Origin of the sequence: Gardnerella coleohominis, from assembly GCF_002896555.1 — a bacterium.
In the GTDB taxonomy this organism is placed as follows: domain Bacteria; phylum Actinomycetota; class Actinomycetes; order Actinomycetales; family Bifidobacteriaceae; genus Bifidobacterium; species Bifidobacterium vaginale_F.
In genome coordinates this window covers 14,853-33,177 of sequence record NZ_MNLH01000009.1, presented here as the reverse complement: position 1 = coordinate 33,177, position 18,325 = coordinate 14,853, and the positions used below count along the sequence as shown (strand labels likewise).

Annotated in this window: 8 protein-coding genes and 2 riboswitches; of the genes, 1 reads left to right on the top strand and 7 read right to left on the bottom strand. The window is 42.6% G+C overall.

The genetic code is table 11. The annotated features are described in order from the left end of the window. Nucleotides 1-49: 49 nt before the first annotated feature. Both BFS05_RS06220 and BFS05_RS06215 read right to left on the bottom strand, forming a co-directional pair. Nucleotides 50-1,495, bottom strand: a complete 1,446-nt coding sequence (locus BFS05_RS06220) for a glycoside hydrolase family 3 protein (RefSeq protein WP_103085096.1) — start codon at nucleotides 1,493-1,495, stop codon at nucleotides 50-52. A gap of 94 nt (nucleotides 1,496-1,589) precedes the next feature. After that, nucleotides 1,590-3,890 carry a VWA domain-containing protein gene (locus BFS05_RS06215; RefSeq protein ID WP_258004290.1) on the bottom strand — a complete coding sequence of 767 codons (2,301 nt, stop codon included), beginning with the start codon at nucleotides 3,888-3,890 and terminating at the stop codon, nucleotides 1,590-1,592. Nucleotides 3,891-4,121: 231 nt separating this feature from the next. Then, nucleotides 4,122-4,214, top strand: a riboswitch (TPP riboswitch). Between the two features lie 8 nt (nucleotides 4,215-4,222). Between BFS05_RS06215 and thiM the strand changes: the two genes are divergently transcribed. Further along, nucleotides 4,223-5,773: a hydroxyethylthiazole kinase gene (gene thiM / locus BFS05_RS06210; RefSeq protein WP_103085111.1), complete on the top strand. Its 1,551-nt coding sequence runs from the start codon at nucleotides 4,223-4,225 to the stop codon at nucleotides 5,771-5,773. Between the two features lie 79 nt (nucleotides 5,774-5,852). On the opposite strand, the gene BFS05_RS06205 is transcribed toward thiM, so the two are convergent. The 5 genes from BFS05_RS06205 to BFS05_RS06185 all read right to left on the bottom strand — a co-directional run bounded on the left by BFS05_RS06205 (nucleotide 5,853) and on the right by BFS05_RS06185 (nucleotide 17,477). Continuing rightward, entirely contained in the window at nucleotides 5,853-6,584 is a 732-nt protein-coding gene (locus BFS05_RS06205; protein WP_103085095.1) for a HesA/MoeB/ThiF family protein, read from the bottom strand. A gap of 48 nt (nucleotides 6,585-6,632) precedes the next feature. Continuing rightward, nucleotides 6,633-7,454: a thiazole synthase gene (locus tag BFS05_RS06200; protein ID WP_103085094.1), complete on the bottom strand. Its 822-nt coding sequence runs from the start codon at nucleotides 7,452-7,454 to the stop codon at nucleotides 6,633-6,635. Between the two features lie 130 nt (nucleotides 7,455-7,584). Continuing rightward, entirely contained in the window at nucleotides 7,585-7,791 is a 207-nt protein-coding gene (thiS, locus tag BFS05_RS06195; protein ID WP_103085093.1) for a sulfur carrier protein ThiS, read from the bottom strand. A 66-nt stretch (nucleotides 7,792-7,857) separates the two neighbouring features. Then, nucleotides 7,858-8,928 carry a glycine oxidase ThiO gene (gene thiO, locus BFS05_RS06190; RefSeq protein WP_103085092.1) on the bottom strand — a complete coding sequence of 357 codons (1,071 nt, stop codon included), beginning with the start codon at nucleotides 8,926-8,928 and terminating at the stop codon, nucleotides 7,858-7,860. After that, nucleotides 8,921-9,023: riboswitch (TPP riboswitch) on the bottom strand. (Overlaps the previous gene by 8 nt.) 939 nt (nucleotides 9,024-9,962) lie before the next feature. Continuing rightward, the gene (locus BFS05_RS06185; protein ID WP_103085091.1) at nucleotides 9,963-17,477 is read right to left on the bottom strand and encodes an FIVAR domain-containing protein; all 7,515 of its coding nucleotides are present in this window, start codon (nucleotides 17,475-17,477) and stop codon (nucleotides 9,963-9,965) included. Between the last annotated feature and the right edge of the window lie 848 nt (nucleotides 17,478-18,325).

Genomic DNA, 18,325 nt, shown 5'->3' with positions numbered 1-18,325 from the left:
ACTTTTTACGTATGGATACTTTTTAAGTACTGATACTTTTGGGATATTACTATTTTTTACGTACTACTACTTTCTTTGAATCACTATTTTGAGGGACTACTACTTTCTTCGAATTACTGCTTTCTTGAGATTCAAGATGCAATTTAACTTTTAGAATTCTACGAACCGACTCATCAATACGTTTCTCGCTAATTGTTTTATTCCGAACAGCTTGCAAAACAGACTGATACGCTGTTTGAAGATCAACAGGACTTAACAACATATCTAAGCCTGCACGGATACCTTGAACAGCAGCTTGACCAGGGCCATAAACGTTAGTAATAGCGCCCATACCCATAGAATCAGAAATAAGGATACCGTTGTATTTAAGCTTATTTCGCGCTAAACCTGTAACAATCTTTTCAGAAACACTGGCAGGAGTATTATCTCCCGTAACCTTCGGATAAGAAACATGAGAAACCATAATGAATTGAACACCGATTTCAGAAGCATCTTTAAAAGGCTTTAAATCAACTCGCTGCAAATCTTCTTCAGAAAGCTCAGAAATCGTTATCCCCATATGCGAATCAGTATGAGTTGATCCGTGACCAGGAAAATGCTTATAAGTAGCGAAAATATTAGAAGATTGTAATCCTTCCGTAAACGCTTCAGTCATACTAGTAACAATCTTAGGATTACTTCCAAAAGAACGCTTCTTAATTAAAGTATTATTAGGATCTGTTAAAACATCAGCATCGGGAGCAAAATCTACGTTAAATCCAAGATCTGAAAGATACTCCCCCATGCGCTTACCTATTTTCATAGCTTTAACAGGTTTTTTAGTAGCTCCAACATCACACATATTAGGAGATTTCTCAACATTCATAGCAGGATTTCTACTAACGCGAGCTACGGTCCCACCCTCTTCATCTACCGAAACAAAAGCATTCAAGCCAACACGAGCTTTACTTATAGATTGCAAAGCCTTAATCATATCTTTAGTTTGCTGTGGATTTTGCAAGTTTTCAGCTTTATACATGATTCCACCAACAGGAATCCTATAAAAACTGTTACGAATATAAGGGCCAGTGCTAGTTACCACTCCTCTTATTCCGAGCAACTGTTCAGGAGTTACCATAAACATTTGAGCAACCTTGTCTTCTAAAGACATAGACCTAAGCATTTTATCAACTTCACTATCTGAAATCTTGAAATTAAAGTGATATTTATGCTTAATCTTGTGCGCTTTAGCTTGAGATTGAACGCTTTCTTTAGATAACGCGCCAAAACCAATATTCAAATCATGCCCGTAGAATTTATAAACGCCAAAAATTATTGCAGCGATAACAGCTATAGAAACAACTATTGCAATAAAACTCATCCAAGCTTTATGAACAATTTTTTCACGCGATAAATGATGAACACGCTTTGGATATGCGCAATTAGGTCGTCCATAAACACAGCGTTTAGAGGATTTTGACAACCTATCGCCACGAAAATTTCTGCGATTCACCATACGTATCTCCACAATTAATTAAAGTAAATGTCAATTTCACTAATTCTGAACTAGTTTTGAACTAATACTGAATTAATTTTGAACTAATGCTGAATTAATCTTGCGCATCAACTTTACAAACGTATCCTGTTCTACCAGAAAAAGTCTTATGCAAATAAGGCGAATTATAAACATTATTACGCTGATCATTCCAAGACCATTCAGATCCAATACGCCACAGCATAAGGTAGAACTCAGGAGAACCATCCTTATCATTACGACTTGGCTCACCCTCCATCCAATTAGTGTACGTTGTTTTTTCACCAGTTATCCAATGAGCAAAAACATCGCCATCTTGACGCTGCGAAGTGTATCCACCAATCCAAACATACTTAAGGTCATTATCCACAGCGAGTTTAATAATCTTATCTTCTTCTTTCTTGCTAGGAATAGTAACCAGATGAGCTCCTTCTCTCATGCAAGCATCATTAGCTTCAGTCCAAGTCACATCTCCCTTATAAACCTTATAAACTGCCTTCTGCACCTTCTCCTTCTTAACAGGAGCAAATTGCAAATCTTCACCAATTCCACCATTAGTATGATCATTAGAATCAGCAAGAAGAGCAGAAACAATACGATCAGAATAAGGGTCAGATGAAGAATCAGATTCATATTCAAGGCAATACAAATTGTCTTGGTTCATTTTAATTCGATTCAACACTTCGCTCATATCACTAATAGAATCCATACTCCAGAAGAATCCGTTTGTTTCGTCAGCAATACTTTGCAAAGTAGAAGAATCAGCGTCAGCAGTGCCAATCAAATAAATCGGTATATTCTTTTCTTTTGCCAATTGAACTACTTCATCCATAGTGTGAGTACTTGAGTTATCTTCACCATCAGTGAACGCTATAACGCAATTCGCTCCAGAACGCTGAGAAGCATTATTTACACCCGTGTACAAAGCATCATAAAGAGCAGTATTACCGTAAGGCGTCATATTATTAATGCCTGTAATAAGCCTATCTTTATCTTTAGTGTATGTGGCCATATACATAAGGTAACTATCGAAAGAAATCAGCTCTCCTCTATCTCCAACTTTATAATTAAGAGCGTTAACAAAATCTTTCATAGTCTTTTTCATAGTATCCATGGAATTGATCATAGAATACGATTTATCGAGCATTATCTCATAGCCAACGCCCTGCTTATCTTTAATTCGCTCAACATTGCGAATTCTTCTTTCAACTTCTGCACCACCGGAAATTTTCTCTTTAATAGCAGCAGTAGGAGAATCAAGCTCTAAGGAATTTCCAGATTTATCTGTAACAGAGAAATACAACTTAACATCAGGATAATTACTAACGTCTGATCCAACTATCTTAACTTTATAAGCTTGTGCTTTTTTACTTGATAAAAGCTTAGAATGAAGCTCACCATAAGGCACTTGGAAGCGATTTACCCATGCATTATATCCCCAAATTCCACCTATAATGCCGATAGCCGCTAATATTGAAATACAAATTGTAGCGATTTTCCAACCAGCAATACCTGCTTTGGTTGCGGCACCAGCAGCAGAAACGGCCGCTTGACGCATAGCTGGACCGGAAGCTTGAGTATAGACATTGCCCATTACGCGAGTCTGCGAAGCATCCTGCGGAGAATTCTGGAAACCATTTCGATAACCTTGATTAGTTGGTCCGTAATTATAGTTTCCATTCCTAGAATATGGTGCGCGATATTGCGGATTATTATTGGCATACGGGTTATTCGGATTATTTGGGTTATTCGGATTGTTATGACCATAAGGATTATGTGGATTATGTGGATTATTCGGATTATTAGTGTTATTAGGGTTATACAATCCGTTGGCATTATGCGGTCTATTTGTGTTGCCATTCAGACTATGCGAATTATTTGGATTATTCGCCGGATTATTAGCATAATTATTAGCCGGATTATGCCCTTGGTTATTAGCCGGGTTATGCGCTGGATTATGCCCATTATTATTCACAAAATTAGCATTATGATTATTGCCGCTATTCACTGAAGTATTTGCAGGACTATTCGCCTGACTATTTGCAGAAGCGTTTACAGTATTTGAAGAAGCATTTCCCGAATTATTCACAGAATTATCTCTATAAAATGCATCAGATGCGACATTAGGCGCGCCTTGAGAAGAGATACTAGAATTGCCACCATGCTGGAACGCGAACGGTCTACTAAACTGAGCAGATTGATTTGATCTATTAAACTTCGGCTGATTCTTTAACGACTTCTGTTGATCAATGATATACGCTGGACGCTCACGCGAATCATCTTTATCTTTAGAATTCTCCTTAGAAAGCCTACATCCACAGTTTTCGCAAAACTTCGCTTCATCATCATTCTCATAATCGCATTTTGAGCACTTCATTGCTTTCTCCCTGCATCGCAAATAATATACTCTTAAAAAAAAATAAAGCTATTACATAATTATATACATTGCGCATAATCATGTGCTATTGAAAACTTATTTTTAAGCTAAAACTAAAGCATTTCTGGCGAAATCTAAACATATGTAAATAAAACGTCACGCATAATAGATATAGTCAAATCGATAAAGATATAGGAATGATATCATCGATAAAGATATCAAAATGACGATTTCAGTGGTTCGGGGTGCGCATATGCGCTGAGATCACACCCGTTGAACCTGATCTAGCCAGCACTAGCGAAGGGAATATCATGACAGAATTTAATGAAAATATGCAAAACTCCGAAAATATTAATAAAAATAAATCTTCAGAAACATTCTTCGACACTTCGTTTTCAGAAAAAGCTCGCCGACGCATGTTCTTACGCGACGTACGCGAATGTATAGAAAGAGTTCGCGCAACACAACCTTTAACACATTGCATAACAAATAGCATTGTGCAAGATATAACTTCTAACGCTCTACTTGCAGCAGGAGCTTCACCAATTATGGTATGCGATCCTGTAGAAGCATACAATGTTGCAAAAATCGCATCCGGAGTGCTCGTAAACGTTGGAACATTCCAAAAAGATTCACGTTCTAATGCCATATACAGCGCTGTTAAAGGTTGTAAAGAATCAGGAACACCATGGGTTTTAGACCCAGTTGGAGTAGGCGTAAAAGCATTAGAAACTCGCAATAATTTTGTAAAAGATATTGTTACACACAATCCAACTGTTATACGAGCTAACGCTTCAGAAATCCTAGCTCTTTCAGGTCAAAAAAGTGACATGAAAGGCGTTGACGCGCACGATCCAGTTAACGATGCCATAGAAGCAGCTCACGAATTAGCTAAAAAATATGGCTCAATCATTTCTATTTCTGGAGAAAAAGACGCAGTTTATGGCCATGGATGCTTAGCTCGCATTACAGGCGGTCATAAAGTTATGACTAAGGTTGTTGGAACAGGTTGCACTCTTGGAGCGCTTGTTGCGGCATATGTTGGAGCAAATCCGGAGCGACCATTTGCAGCAACAGTAGCCGCACACGTACATGCTTCCGCAGCTGGAACATGGGCCGCACGTCAAACAATAGCTCCAGGAACATTCCGCGCACTTTGGATTGATGCTTTGTCTACTTTAAGCGTGAACGATATGTTTGAGCTTACCAACATAGAGTTCAGCATTGAGCCAACTGATTGGACTTTATACTTAGTTACAGATCCGCGCATGGGCGAACGCTCTGAAGAAGATGTTGCTGTTAGCAGCATAGAAGGCGGCGTAACTGTAGTGCAATTGCGCGATAAATATTCAGATGATGAAACTATTGCCAAGAAAGCTACAAGTCTTAGAAACGCTTTAATAAAATCTTCACACGCAGATGTACCTATTTTTATCGACGATCATATTGAAGTTGCATCTAAGCTCGGATTTAACTTGCACATTGGCCAAAAAGATACTCCGTTCGTTGAAGCACGCAAACGTATGCCTGCAGAATGGATGATTGGATTATCTTGCGCTAGACCTGATTTAATGGAAAAAGCTTATAAAGAATGCAAAGAAAACGATGTACCTCTTCCAGATGTGATTGGAATTGGAGCAGCTTTTGCCACAAATACTAAAGCACACGATGTGCCACCACTTGGAATAGATGGAGTTAATGAAGTCGCTAAAGTAGCTCATAAAATGGGTGTAAAAACTCTTGCTATCGGCGGCATTCACGAAAGCACGGTATTCCCTATACGAGATCTTGAAATCGACGGCGTGTGCACTGTATCTGGGCTTATGTGCGCTGAAAATCCTAAAGAAACAGCAAAACTATTTAAAAGCGTAATAACGAAATAAGCCTTAACGGAATAAACCTTATAAGGCTTATCGTTAGATAATCTAAAAATAAAACTTATAGAAAATCTAAAAATAAGCCTTATAAGGAGAATTTAAAGCGTTTCAATGAATTATCCAATGCATTATAACGAGCTAAAACGCCAATAAGCGGTGTGCCAATACCGGTTATGAGTTTGATTGCTTCAGTTGCCATCATTGCGCCAACAATAGCTGCAGTCGCACCCAACACAGCCGATTTTGGCACTTTTTCTTTAGGCGGAGGGCAAGAATACAAATCACGCAAACCAGGACCTTTTCCTGGCACGAAAACGCTTACTTGACCTTCATAATAAAGCACCGAGCCGTAAACTTCCGGCGTACCAGCGCTCCAAGCAGCATCCGCAATCAAAAAGCGAGTAGCGAAATTATCACAACCATCAATTATCAAGTCGTGACTTTCTACAAGCTGTTTTGCGTTATCTTCATTAAATCTATCTACAAGATTGATTTTTAAACCTGGAGATAACGCCTGCAAGCGTTTAGCTGCAAGTTGCGCTTTAGATTTGCCGCACTGATCGACTGTGTATAAAGTCTGCCTTTGCAAATTAGAAAGCTCAACAACGTCGTCGTCACAAATCGTGATTTCGCCAACTCCTGCCGCAGCAAGCGAAAGCAAGCATGGCGAACCAAGTCCACCTGCTCCAACCATGCAGATTTTTGCATCGCGAAGTAACTGCTGATGTTCACGCGTAAAGCCCGGCAGGAGCAAGTGGCGACAAGTGCGTTCCGCCTCAAGCTCCTGCAGGTTGTCGTAAATTTTATTAATCGTCATGCTGAAAAATATGCCGAAAAATTATGCCGAAAATTACAGTACCGAAATTTACAGTACAGAATCAGCCCAAGCGCGACCTTCAACAGGCGATGAAGCGAGCGCATGTTCACGCTTAGGAATACGGCCAGCATCGTGAGCAAGCTTTCCAGCAGTAACAGCAGCAGCCATTGCGCGACCCATTTTCACTGGATCTGGGCAGCGAGTTACAGCGCTTGCAAGAAGCACGCCCGAGCAACCGATTTCAAAAGCTTTAACAACATCGGAAGCAGTGCCAACGCCAGCATCCAAAATCACAGGAACGCCAGCTTCCTTGCATTCTTGAACAATCAGCTCAATGTTTCGAGGATTCAAAATGCCAAGGCCAGTACCGATTGGAGCACCACCAGGCATAACAGCTTTCACGCCAAGCGACACAAGGCGACGAGCCACAATCGGGTCGTCGTTCGTGTAGCAAAGAACGCTAAATCCTTCTTCAATAAGCTTTTCAGCAGCAAGCAAAACTTCGCGAGTATCCGGAAGCAAAGTATCGTCGTCTGCAATCACTTCGAGCTTAATCCAATCAGTTCCAAGCGATTCACGAGCCATTTTTGCCGTAAGAACAGCATCATGCGCAGTTTTGCAACCAGCAGTATTTGGCAAAACGTTAATATTATGACGCTGCAACATACCGTAAATATCAACGCCAGTTTTTGCGTGACGGCGCAAAGCAACCGTTGCTACTTCCGCGCCTGAAGCCACAAGTGACTTTTCCATAATGTCAATGCTTGTCATGCCACCAGTGCCAAGCAAAAGCCTTGAATGCAAAGTCTTACCGCAAAGCTGCCAAGTATCGACATTTTCTTCATTATTTTCTGTATTATTTTCTGACATTTTAAGCCTTTAAGCCTTTTATATAAATTTTTTGAAACTATACTCAAATTATTTGTAATCAGGCGCCTATTTGGAATCCAACTTCCTATTTGCAATCAGTCCTTATTTAGGATCAGCCTACTATTTAGGATCAGCCGCCCTGAACCGCGCTGAGAATTTCGATTTTATCCCCATCGCAGATGATGGTTGATTTCCATTGCGCGCGCGAAAGTACATCGTCGCCAATGGCAACAGCTATACCAGGACCTGCATCTGGGCCATAAAGATGCGCGACAAGATCTGCCACAGTAGACCCATCTTGAACTTGAGTAGTTTCACCATTGACGACGATTTGCATAGTTCAACCTTTATTAACGTCTATTAAAACTTGCGTTACTAAAACGCTTACTAGAAACTTTCGTCACTAGAAGCGAGCAGGATTGCAGCTCTCCAAGAAGCCCTTTTCCTTCTCAGTCAACTCTTGCTCAAGCACAAGCTTTGTAGTCAAAGAAGAGCCCAAAGCTGTGAGCAAAATGCCGTGACGGAAGTAACCGGTGGAAATCGTGGTATGCGTCTTAGGATCAATGCCAATGAATGGCAAATCATCTGGAGTTCCAGGACGGCCACCAGCGGTAACCTCAGTAATCGAGCATTCCTGAATGCCAGGAAGCACGCTTGCGGCATCGCGAAGCAAGTCGAGCACGCCGCCAACCTTTGGAATATCGCGGTCGTCTTCACGAGAAGTAGCACCGAGCACAAGCTCGCCTGTTTCCTTAGCGCGAGGCACCAAATAAACTGGGCGATCATGCACAAATCCACGAACCACAGAGCTCAAAATTGGACGCAAAGGCTCTGGAATAGTCATACGAATCATATCGCCCCACACAGCGCGAAGCTTAAGCTGAGGAAGCATATCCTTAGCACCCAAACCAGATGCCAAAACTGTGTCTGGACCCAAATCGTCTGGAGTGCTTGCGCGACGCTCAATAACAACACCACGCTTTTCAAGTGCATCAATCATTGCTGCAGTAAACTGACGAGGATTAATCTGATGATCATCCGGCACGCTTACAGCGCCTGCAATCGTCGGCGAAAGCGCAGGCTCAATTTCACGAAGCTTACTCACAGAAATATGCTCAGCTCTACGTCCATAACGATGCTGCAAGTTTAGCAACTCGTTTACGTGCTCGTTATCTGCAGCGTCACCACCGATTACGTAAGAGCCGCACTCTAAGTAGCCAGTTGGCTTATCGGTGTACTTTGCAACCGAATCAACCAATTCCTTATACATGGTTGCGGACTCAAACATAAGCGGATACAACGCTTCTTGCTGATATTGCATTTCTGCGGTAGGAGCTAACATGCCGGCAGCATGGTGAGAAGCGCCTGAGACTGGATCTGGATCAATTATGCTAACTTTTACGCCAGCTTCCGTAAGTCTCCAAGCTGTTGCTAAACCAATAATACCTGCACCAATAATACGAATATTTCGCATAATACTCCTTCCCTACGGCGGCATTACCCGCATCAGGTTTACGGTCGGCTTCCGCCCTCTCAGCCTGTATAGAACAAGCTCCCGTATCTGTAAATCTTGACCTTCAAGAATTACAAATGCAGAACATTGTAATATTGCTAACTTAGCAATATGCGAATGCTGCAGGTAGATGTAACGAAACTATGTGAATTTCATCACAGTACCGTTCAGCATTTTAACACTTTTACAGAAAATCTGTTAATTTACTCTGTATGTCGAATCGCAAACGAATGTATGACTCTGGCGGTGAGGGATTGGTGTTACTAGCGCGACGACCTGCTTTTGCACTTAGAACGTAGTGTGCAAAAGCAATTCGGAGCGTGAGCTTGCTCAAAGTTGAAAGCACAGTGCGCTTTCAACGCAAGCTCAGCCGAGCGGCAACTAGCCGTGAGGACAGACGTTACGCTCTCGTGATGTACATGGTTTTTATGCTTGTGCTACTAGTGGTTGATTCTTAGTTAAGTTTTGATTCCCAATAGGATTGGATTATGTGGAAATTTATTTAGAATCGCTCCACTCTTATATTGCTCGACCAAGCAACACCCATCCCTCACTGGCATCCTGTTCTTGATTTTGTGGACTTGTTGGGCGTGTCGATAAACAAAATCGGGGAAGGGTTCTTGATTTTGTGGACTTAGATGGTACATAAGTAAACAAAATCGGGGAAGCTCAAAGTTGAAAGCACAGTGCGCTTTCAACGCAAGCGAGGATATGGCTGTGGAGGTGAGGGGTGGGTGTTACTTGTCTCGCAGACGTTACGCTCTCGTACAGTACATAGTTTTTATGCTTGTGCTACTAGTGTTTGAATTCTTAGTTAAGTTTTGATTCCCAATAGGATTGGATTATGTGGGAATTTATTTAGAATCGCTCCACTCTTATATTGCTCGACCAAGCAACACCCACTCCTCACGGCAATCTATCGCATTAAGCATATGAAAAACCCTCGCGGACTATCGAAAGATAACCTGCGAGGGATTTTAGATATAGGTTAGAACTTACTCGTTGGAGTGCTTGCGACGGCGAGACGCTACGCCCGCAACACCAAAGCCAGCGAAGATTGCAGCAATGCTCGCAAACATTGAAGTCTCAGCACCAGTATTAGCAAGACCACCAGCATTACCAGAAGCACCACGCAAACTATTAAGCAACGCAGCCTTAGCAGCCTTAAGATTCCTCAAAGCCTCATCAACCTGAGCCTGAGTTGCATTAGGATCGTTAAGCACACTGTTAGCCTCGGCCAAAGCACTCACGTAAGCTTTAGCAGCAGCATTATTCGACTTAGACGCAGCAGAAGAATCCGCTTCAGAATTATTAACTTCGACTTGCAAAGCAGACTTATCAACCGAAGCACTCTGAGAAGCACTAGTATCAAAACCATCCCCAGCATCAGCATCGGTGTCATAGCCGCTACCGATTCCGCTACCACTGCCAGCGCCAAACGGATGATTAAGCTTATACTTAGCAGCCTGAAGCTTCTTCAAAGCCTCATCAACCTGAGCCTGAGTAGCTGTTGGATCGTTAAGAACTCTGTTAGCCTCAGCCAAAGCAGTGTTGTATGCTTCAATATCGTCGCGTTTGCCAATAATGAAGTACAAAGACTTACGGAACTTAGCATCATCATCAGCCTCAGTCTGAAGCTTAGACTTATCCGTGCCATTCTCAGACCTAAGCTTGGCCTTAGCCTCTTGAAGCTTCTTCAAAGCCTCGTCTACCTGAGCCTGAGTTGCGTTAGGATCATCAAGCACAGAATTAGCTTCGTCAAGCGCGTTCTTGTACTCGTCAAGAGCCTGCTTAGACGCGTCATCACCCTTAGCTTGAGCATTCTGATACTCAGGAGACTTAGTGAAGTCAGAATCCTTACCAGCCTCTTGACGCAAATCATACTTGACCGTGCTGTACTCGTCAGTAATCTTCTTCTTAGCGGCTTGCAATGCATCTAGAGCATCATAAAGCTCTTTTTGGGTTGGAGCCTTTTCCATACCATCTGGAAGTTGAGTTTTTACACTGCCATCATTGCGATTGAAGGCACCGAGGAGCTTCTTGGCTTTCTCGAGCTTGTCGTTGTATTCTTCGAGTGCCTTCTTAGAAGCTTCATCGCCCTTAGCAGTCGCGTTCTTGAACGCAGGAGTGTTCTCGAACACGTCATCTCTGGTGTCTTTATTTCCATCCTTCGACTTGTCAACTTCTTGCTGAAGCTCAGTAGGACTCGTCTTGTAGTCAGCAGTAATCTTGTCCTTAATTTCCTTCAGCTTCTGAAGAGCCTCGTCAACTTCCTTCTGAGATGGAACGTCAGTTAGATCAGACTTTGGTTTATTATCATTACCGAACTTTTCAAGCAAAGCCCTAGCTTTCTTCAACGCATCCCTATAAGCAGTGATGTCAGCATTATCCTTGCCGTCATCAGTCTTCTTAGAATCAGCGTTCTTGAACTCTGTAGTATTCTCAAACTTGCCATCTATAGAAGCACCTTCACCATCTTCCTTAGACTTATCTGCCTCAGTCTTCAAATCCTTAGCACTGGTCGTAAAGGAATCTTTGATAGCTTTCTTTGCTTTTTGCAAGGCTTCCAAAGCTGTCTTAACATCAGCATTAGTTGGCTTTTTATCTGGATCAGCATTCGGATCTGGGTTCTTCACCTGATCAATAATCTTCTTCGCTGCTTCAAACTTATCGTTATAATCTTGAAGCTTCTTGGTGGCAGAAGTATCAGCCGTTGCATCAGTACCAGTTTCGGATTGCTTCTTATACAGAGCATTCTTGTACGGAATTGACTCCTCGAATGGAGGTGTTACAGGATTGTTGTCTTGAGTTTTGTCGCCAACCTCCTTTTGAAGAGGGTCAACATCAGTCTTATAGCCGTCGGTAACTTTGTCCATGGCCTTTTGCAAAGCTTCAAGCGCATCATCGACTTCCTTCTGAGTAAGCTTACTAGTATCCTGCAGTTTTGTAGCAATTTTTTCAACAAGCTTGCTTAAGCCAGGATTCTGATCAGTACCCTCCAAATCCTTACCAGCTTGTTCATGCTTTGCGTTGGTATTGTCATTCTTTATTGCAGTAGCATTCTTATACTCAGGAGTCTTCTTGAAGTCACCATTCGCATACTTCTTAGCTTCTTCAAGCTTCGAAGTATCCGTCTTGTAGTTGTCTTCAATCTGCTTCTTTGCCTTCTTCAACGTTTCGAGAGCATCATCAATCTGCTTCTGAGTTGGGTGATCACTGAGATTAGTAGCGTCTTTCTTAGCGAGTAAATCACGAGCAGCCTTCAAAGCCTTCTTATAGGCATCGACATCGTCATTATCCGTGTTGCCTTCGCCCTTCTTGGCGTCGGCATTCTTGAACTCTGGAGTGTTCTCGAACTTGCCCTCTATAGAAGCACCTTCAGTATCCGCCTTAGACAAATCCGCCTCAGTGCTCAACTTAGAAGTGTCGGTCTTGTAGGCATCAAGGGCTTCACGCTTCTTATTTAGCTCTGTCAAAGCATCGTCAATCTGCTTCTGAGTTGGCTTAGCGTCGAGAGGCGTATTAGCATCATCGTGCTTTGAGATCAACTCCTGAGCCTCGGCCAACGCCTTGTCGTAATCGGCCTTAGCTTTCTTGGCTTGCTTGTTCTTCTGTTCATCAGGCTTGCCATCAGGAGTTAAGAAGTGAGGATCAGACGCATTGCGATACGCATCAGAAGTAACAGTACCTTCGGTAGCTTTCTCAGTACCACTGGCCTCTTTACCGTGCTTTTCAACACTCTTCTTCAGTGCTTCAACGTTGGTATCTTGAGCCTTAAGAGCATCGCGAGCATCGTCGAGCTTCTTAAGAGCCGCATCCACCTGCGCCTGGGTAGCGGTTGGATCCGTCAAGAGCTTCTTAGCCTCAGTAAGCGCATCGTCGTAGTCTTTAGCCTTTTTCTCGATATCAGCGTATCCAGAAGTATCTTCCTGGCCGTTATCGCCCAGCTTGTGCGGATCCTTTGTGTTCTTATACGCTGGATCGTGCTGAGTATCGGTATCCTTGTTGATGGATTCCTGCAGCTTATCAGTCTTAGTTGCAAACTTATTCAAATCTGCCACAGCTTTGTTAAGATCTGCAAGTAGCTTTGGCACATCCCTATTCAAAGGCTGACCCTTAGCGTGGGACTGGATGCCGTCAAGGTAGCTCGCACTATTTGTGTCTCCATCCTTGTCAGGCACTTTGTCAGTCGAGATTACTTGACTACCAGGCTTGCCATCGACCGTATCTTGAGGCATCTCATCATTGAATGCTTTTTGCAAAGCATCAAGCGCATCATCGTATGCTTTCTTTGCCTTAGCTTCTTCAGAATTCTGGTCAGTATTTGCAGACGCATTTAGATACGCTGGGCTATTAGTAATGGCCAAGCTGTGAAGCAGCGCCGCCGAAATCTTGCTGGTGTCTGTTGCATACTTATCGATTGCCTTACGGGCTTCAACAAGCTGTTTCTTAACCTCATCAGCCTGATCTTGCGTTACTGTGCTATTTGGCTTCTTAATATCCTTAAGCAAGTCTTTTGCAGCGTGATAAGCGTCGTTGTAGGCTTTGAAGTCTTTTGCGGCTTGAGAATCTTTGCCCTTAGCTTGCGCTTCATCAAAGGCGTTGAAGTACGCAGGCATCAGGTAACCGCTTACATTATCTGCAATAGCTTCAGCTAAATCAGTTACTTTTGTCTGATACTTATCAGCATGAAGTGCTGCTTCAGCGTCTTCAAGATCTTTCTTAGCCTTTTCTACATCGGCCTTTGTAGCGTTCTTGTCACCAAGAACATCCTTGGCTTTCTGCAAAGCTTTATCGTAGTCCTCAACAGCCTTTTTAGCATCAGGGTCGGTGTCTTTCTTCGCGGCGGCGTTCTTATAGAACACGCTCTGCTTCGACTTATCGTCCGGCTTCGGATTATCGAAGCTCTTCTGCACCGCAGCATCAAGAGGAGCCTTGTCGGTTGCGTTCTTGTCGAGCGCTTCCTTAGCTTTCTTAAGATCCTCAATAGCTTTGTTTACATCTTTTTGAGAAGCGTTTGGATCCTTAGAAAGATCGTTTGCCTTCTTAACAGCGTCGTCATACGCCTTGCGCTCTGTATCGTTAGAGTTCTGGTAAGTTGGGTCGGCGGTCTTGAGCTTCTCTGCTGGGTCAGTTTGCGTCGCATCGCCAGTCTTTACCTTACCATGCTCAGCGATGGCAGCATTCAGCTTGTCTTTGTTAGTGCTGTACTTATCAAGCTCCTTACGCGCAGCATCGAGCTTAGCCTTGGCATCGTCAACAGCCTTTTGGGTGGCGTTTTCGTCCTTGTTTACTTTCTCAGCTTCAGAAAGTGCGTTATCATAATCTGTCTTAGCTTTCTTGGCAGCCTCATTCTTCTTAGTATCGTCATTGCCGTTAGCGTCCTTAAAGTCAGGGTCGCTTACGTTCTTATACTTGTCAGTAGTTACCGTACCAGGTGTTGCAGCAGTAGCGCCTTCGGCAACCTTACCGTTAGCTTCAATTGACTTCTTCAGCTCTTCCTTCTTGGTAGCGTCACCATCAAGAGCCTCACGAGCCTTATCCAGCTTAATCGTTACGTTATCAACTTCAGCCTTAAGATCTTCACTTAAATCAGCATCAGTTTTGTTACCAACTTTTTCAAGCGTTTCTTTGGCAGCAGCAAGTGCCTTGTCGTACGCATCTTTCTTATCAGCAGACGCGTTGTAGTACTTAGAATCGGTAGGAGTCTTCTTGTCATCCTTCGTTACCGTATGCTTATCAATCGAACCTTTCAAATCACTTGTCTTATTCTTCGTCTGCGGTACAAACACAACGTTGATACCCTTAGGAGTATTGCGCAAATTATACTTGTTCTCACCATACACGTAGTTGTAGTAATACAAGCTATAAGGCTCAATGAACAAGCGCCCAATCATGCACTTGCCATTCTTGCCAGCAACTTCAACCGCTTTACTTTCAGTATCAAATGTAAATTTATTTACACTTGACTGCTCGTCACCCATCTTCTTGTCGGAGTTATCAACAGGCTTTGCAAAGCCACCATAACCGCCACCATTGAGCTTAACAAGGTTTAGAACACCAATTGGCTCTCCCTTGTCGTCAACAGTGTAAGACCTGTGGCTACGTGTAGTTTGTCCTTTCAAACCTTCTCGCTTAACAGTAGTAATCTCAGTGCCAAGAAGATTATCTCGCAATTGTGGGTTATCAGCCTTCACATCAGACTTTACGGTAGCTTTCAATAAATTAAGTACGGCTTGCGTATTGATTTGTTCGCCTTTATCTGGATCGTAACGGTAAACCAGAGTCTTGCCATCTTCCATCCAAGCAAGACCTTCATCGCTTGCGCGACCATTAATCTTGTTCTTATCAGCATCCCAGCTAAGCGTGTAATCCTTGCGCAAATCAATCAAACGCGTAAGTTGATGCTTCTTAATGTCGGACTTAAACTGAGCGTATGCTTTATCGGTTCTGATAGTAACAGTAATAGTATTTTCACTCTGACCGTTTGAAATACCCTGGTTATTTTTACCAGAGTTTTGCAAATTACCTTCAATCCAACCAAGTGAAATCTGCTTCTCATAGTCTGTTCCACTCAAACCAAGATCTTGATTGTCTTTATTAGCTTCGTAAATAGCCTTCTTGATTTGCTTCAACTCAGCTTGCGAGTAACCCAAAGGATTAGCAACAACTACAGCCTTAACCTTCGAGTTTTCAGAATCACTTGGAATTGCAATATTCTTAGTAGCAACTCTTGTAAGCACTAAGTCACTCAAAGGAATCTTTGGATCATCTTGCGAGCTCAAGCCATCGAAGTCGATTGTTGCCGTGCCACTGTTATCAAACGTAACTTTGTCGGTAGATACGCCGTTAAGTTTTGCAAGATTCTTTCTGATTTGAGTCTTTTGATCCTCTGTAAGCTTGCTAAAATCAACTGTATCCACAACCGGCTTCTCAATGCGAGTGCTATAGCGCACTACAGTAAGAGGTATTTCCGGAGACTTCATTCCCAAATCTGTTACAAGATACGTTTTGAGCTTTCGCTCGCCAAATGAGTAATCTCCACTATCATTTTTCTTATTGATTGCTTCGAACATAGTTCCGTCATAAGAACCCATGTCTTGCGGAATTTTTGCGTCTACCGTATCTGGAGTGTTATTAACAGTGCTTTCATTAACTCGTAAACCAACACCCGCTGACTTACTTTGAGCAACAAGCTGCTCAGCTACAGTGCTACCAGCCTTATGTTCAGTAGGAAGATTTACTGCTTTGTGAAGAACTTCTCGTACTTTATCTGCCGACAAACTCTCGTTGTACTTTAAGACGATTGATCCCGCTGTTTTTGGCGGAACAAGCGTTGCAACACGGAAGTTATTAGATGTTTGGTCATGCTGCAAATTCTTCTCATCGTAATACAAGAAGATTGAGCGGTTTGCGCAATAACCTTGACCCGAAGATATGCCGCCATCCCTGAATGGCTGCTTCATAATCAAGTCCACGCTACCGTCAGACTCATTCGTTTTTAACTCGTAAATTCCAGAATAGCTTTGGCGCCTGTCCTTTACATGCTCAGAATCAAATTCGATGATTTTCTCGTAAGCACTAGGATCATCAGTATTAATACTATCTTTTGAATCTGGAAGAATTACTACGCGTACAACCGGCTTATTATCCTTCTTTGGCAAATGGTACACGATTTCTTGCTTTTCAAGCTTCTCGTCAAACGTGTTGTTAGAAGTTGCCCAACCATAAATATTTGGCAGTTTTTTGGAAAAAGCTATCTCATTAGGACTGTGCTCGTCGCCAGCGCGATCTTGTCCCTGAGGTACTGTGTTTGCAGGAATTTTTGCAGTAGCACTTGCAGGGGTTTCCGCAGAGGTGCTGCTAGCTGCATAAGTGCTAGTTTCTACAGGACTTTCTACAGGAGCGATATTAGATACAGGAGTGTTAGTTTCCGCAGAAGTGATACTAGATACAGAAGCGCTATCTGTAGAAGCCTTCTCGCCAATCTTATTATCTACATGCTTAGTGCCATCAGACTTGTTATCATCAGTCTTTGCTACAGACAGCGTAGAAGCATTCGTTCTGTTAGCCAGTTTCTTTTCAAGATTAGTCTCGCCAGACTTATCCAATGTATTATTCTCAGTCTGCTTCTTTGCTTCAGCTTTATTAGCGTCTTCTTTCTCGTCAGATTCAGCTTTATTATCAGTCTGTTTCTTTGCTTCAGTCTTCTGCCCAGAATCTTTATTAGTGGAACTCTGCTCCTTCTTTTCTTCCTTAGCATCAGGCTTAATACCCGACTTCTTATCAGTAGTCACAGGAGCTTGAGTTGAATTCGTCTTATTCGCAGCACTATCCTCCGCCGCCATCGCCGGGGTTGCGCCAAAAGCGAATGCCGCACCAGCCAATACGCCAGCGGCACCAACCGTAAACGCCGCCACTTTGCGAACGTCAACAGCCTTTTCAATCGCTTTACTTACTACAGCATCTAACTTCACAGTATTCGCATGCTTTCTGGATTTTGATACCATGATATACTTCTTTCACTTAGTGATCCGATAAAGAGGCAGATTCGCATGCCCGCCTATAGACATGCAAAATGCAAATTTTCAACAACGCTAATTTAAAATTTTCATAGCGCACATTTATAAAATCGCAAGCTATCTTTGTTAGGTTATTATAACAATTTAAAAATTTTTTTGAAGTCAAATAACATATGTTTAAATCAAAAAAGCCTATAGTGCCCCCNCCCCCAAGCCATATTTTTCAACGGTTTTGGAGATTAATATTTTTTTGTAAATATTTTGAATGTGGGCGTTTTTTCACAACTTTTCATTAACCAATCTAAACATTTGTTATGATACGAATCACAATTTTTGATAATACGAATTTTTTGAAACAAAAATACAGAAATACAGATTTGCGAAATCACAAAACTAAGCGTTGTTGTTACGCGACGACCTGCCTGAGCACTGCGATATAGCGTGCGAAGGCAACTCGGAGCGCCGAGCTTGCTCAAAGTTGAAAGCACAGTGCGCTTTCAACGCAAGCGAGGATATGGCTGTGGCGGTGAGTGATAAGGATTGCTTGATCTAGCATGCTTTGCCACCAGTTAGGCAGAGATTTAAGATTTTTCGCAGCGAAAGAGATCTTTAGTACCACTTTCCATCGCGCACGCAGTAACAGCTCAACACTTCGCTGGCGAGGAAGTCCACTGGACTTCCTCTCTGTGCCAGCTCACTCATCGAAGGAGCTTAAAGCGAACTATGCTGCTTTAAGCTCGGTCGATTCGCAGCCCTTCGATGGTGATTCATTGAGCGAAGAAGAAAAATTGAAAAATCTCGGTGATTAACCGAAGATTAAAAGACTAAACATGCCA

Excerpts from the sequence above, each read along its gene's own strand:
- BFS05_RS06220 (WP_103085096.1), bottom strand. The coding sequence starts at position 1,495 with ATGGTGAATCGCAGAAATTTTCGTGGCGATAGGTTGTCAAAATCCTCT.
- BFS05_RS06215 (WP_258004290.1), bottom strand. The coding sequence starts at position 3,890 with ATGAAGTGCTCAAAATGCGATTATGAGAATGATGATGAAGCGAAGTTT.
- thiM (WP_103085111.1), top strand. The coding sequence starts at position 4,223 with ATGCAAAACTCCGAAAATATTAATAAAAATAAATCTTCAGAAACATTC.
- BFS05_RS06205 (WP_103085095.1), bottom strand. The coding sequence starts at position 6,584 with ATGACGATTAATAAAATTTACGACAACCTGCAGGAGCTTGAGGCGGAA.
- BFS05_RS06200 (WP_103085094.1), bottom strand. The coding sequence starts at position 7,454 with ATGTCAGAAAATAATACAGAAAATAATGAAGAAAATGTCGATACTTGG.
- thiS (WP_103085093.1), bottom strand. The coding sequence starts at position 7,791 with ATGCAAATCGTCGTCAATGGTGAAACTACTCAAGTTCAAGATGGGTCT.
- thiO (WP_103085092.1), bottom strand. The coding sequence starts at position 8,928 with ATGCGAAATATTCGTATTATTGGTGCAGGTATTATTGGTTTAGCAACA.
- BFS05_RS06185 (WP_103085091.1), bottom strand. The coding sequence starts at position 17,477 with ATGGTATCAAAATCCAGAAAGCATGCGAATACTGTGAAGTTAGATGCT.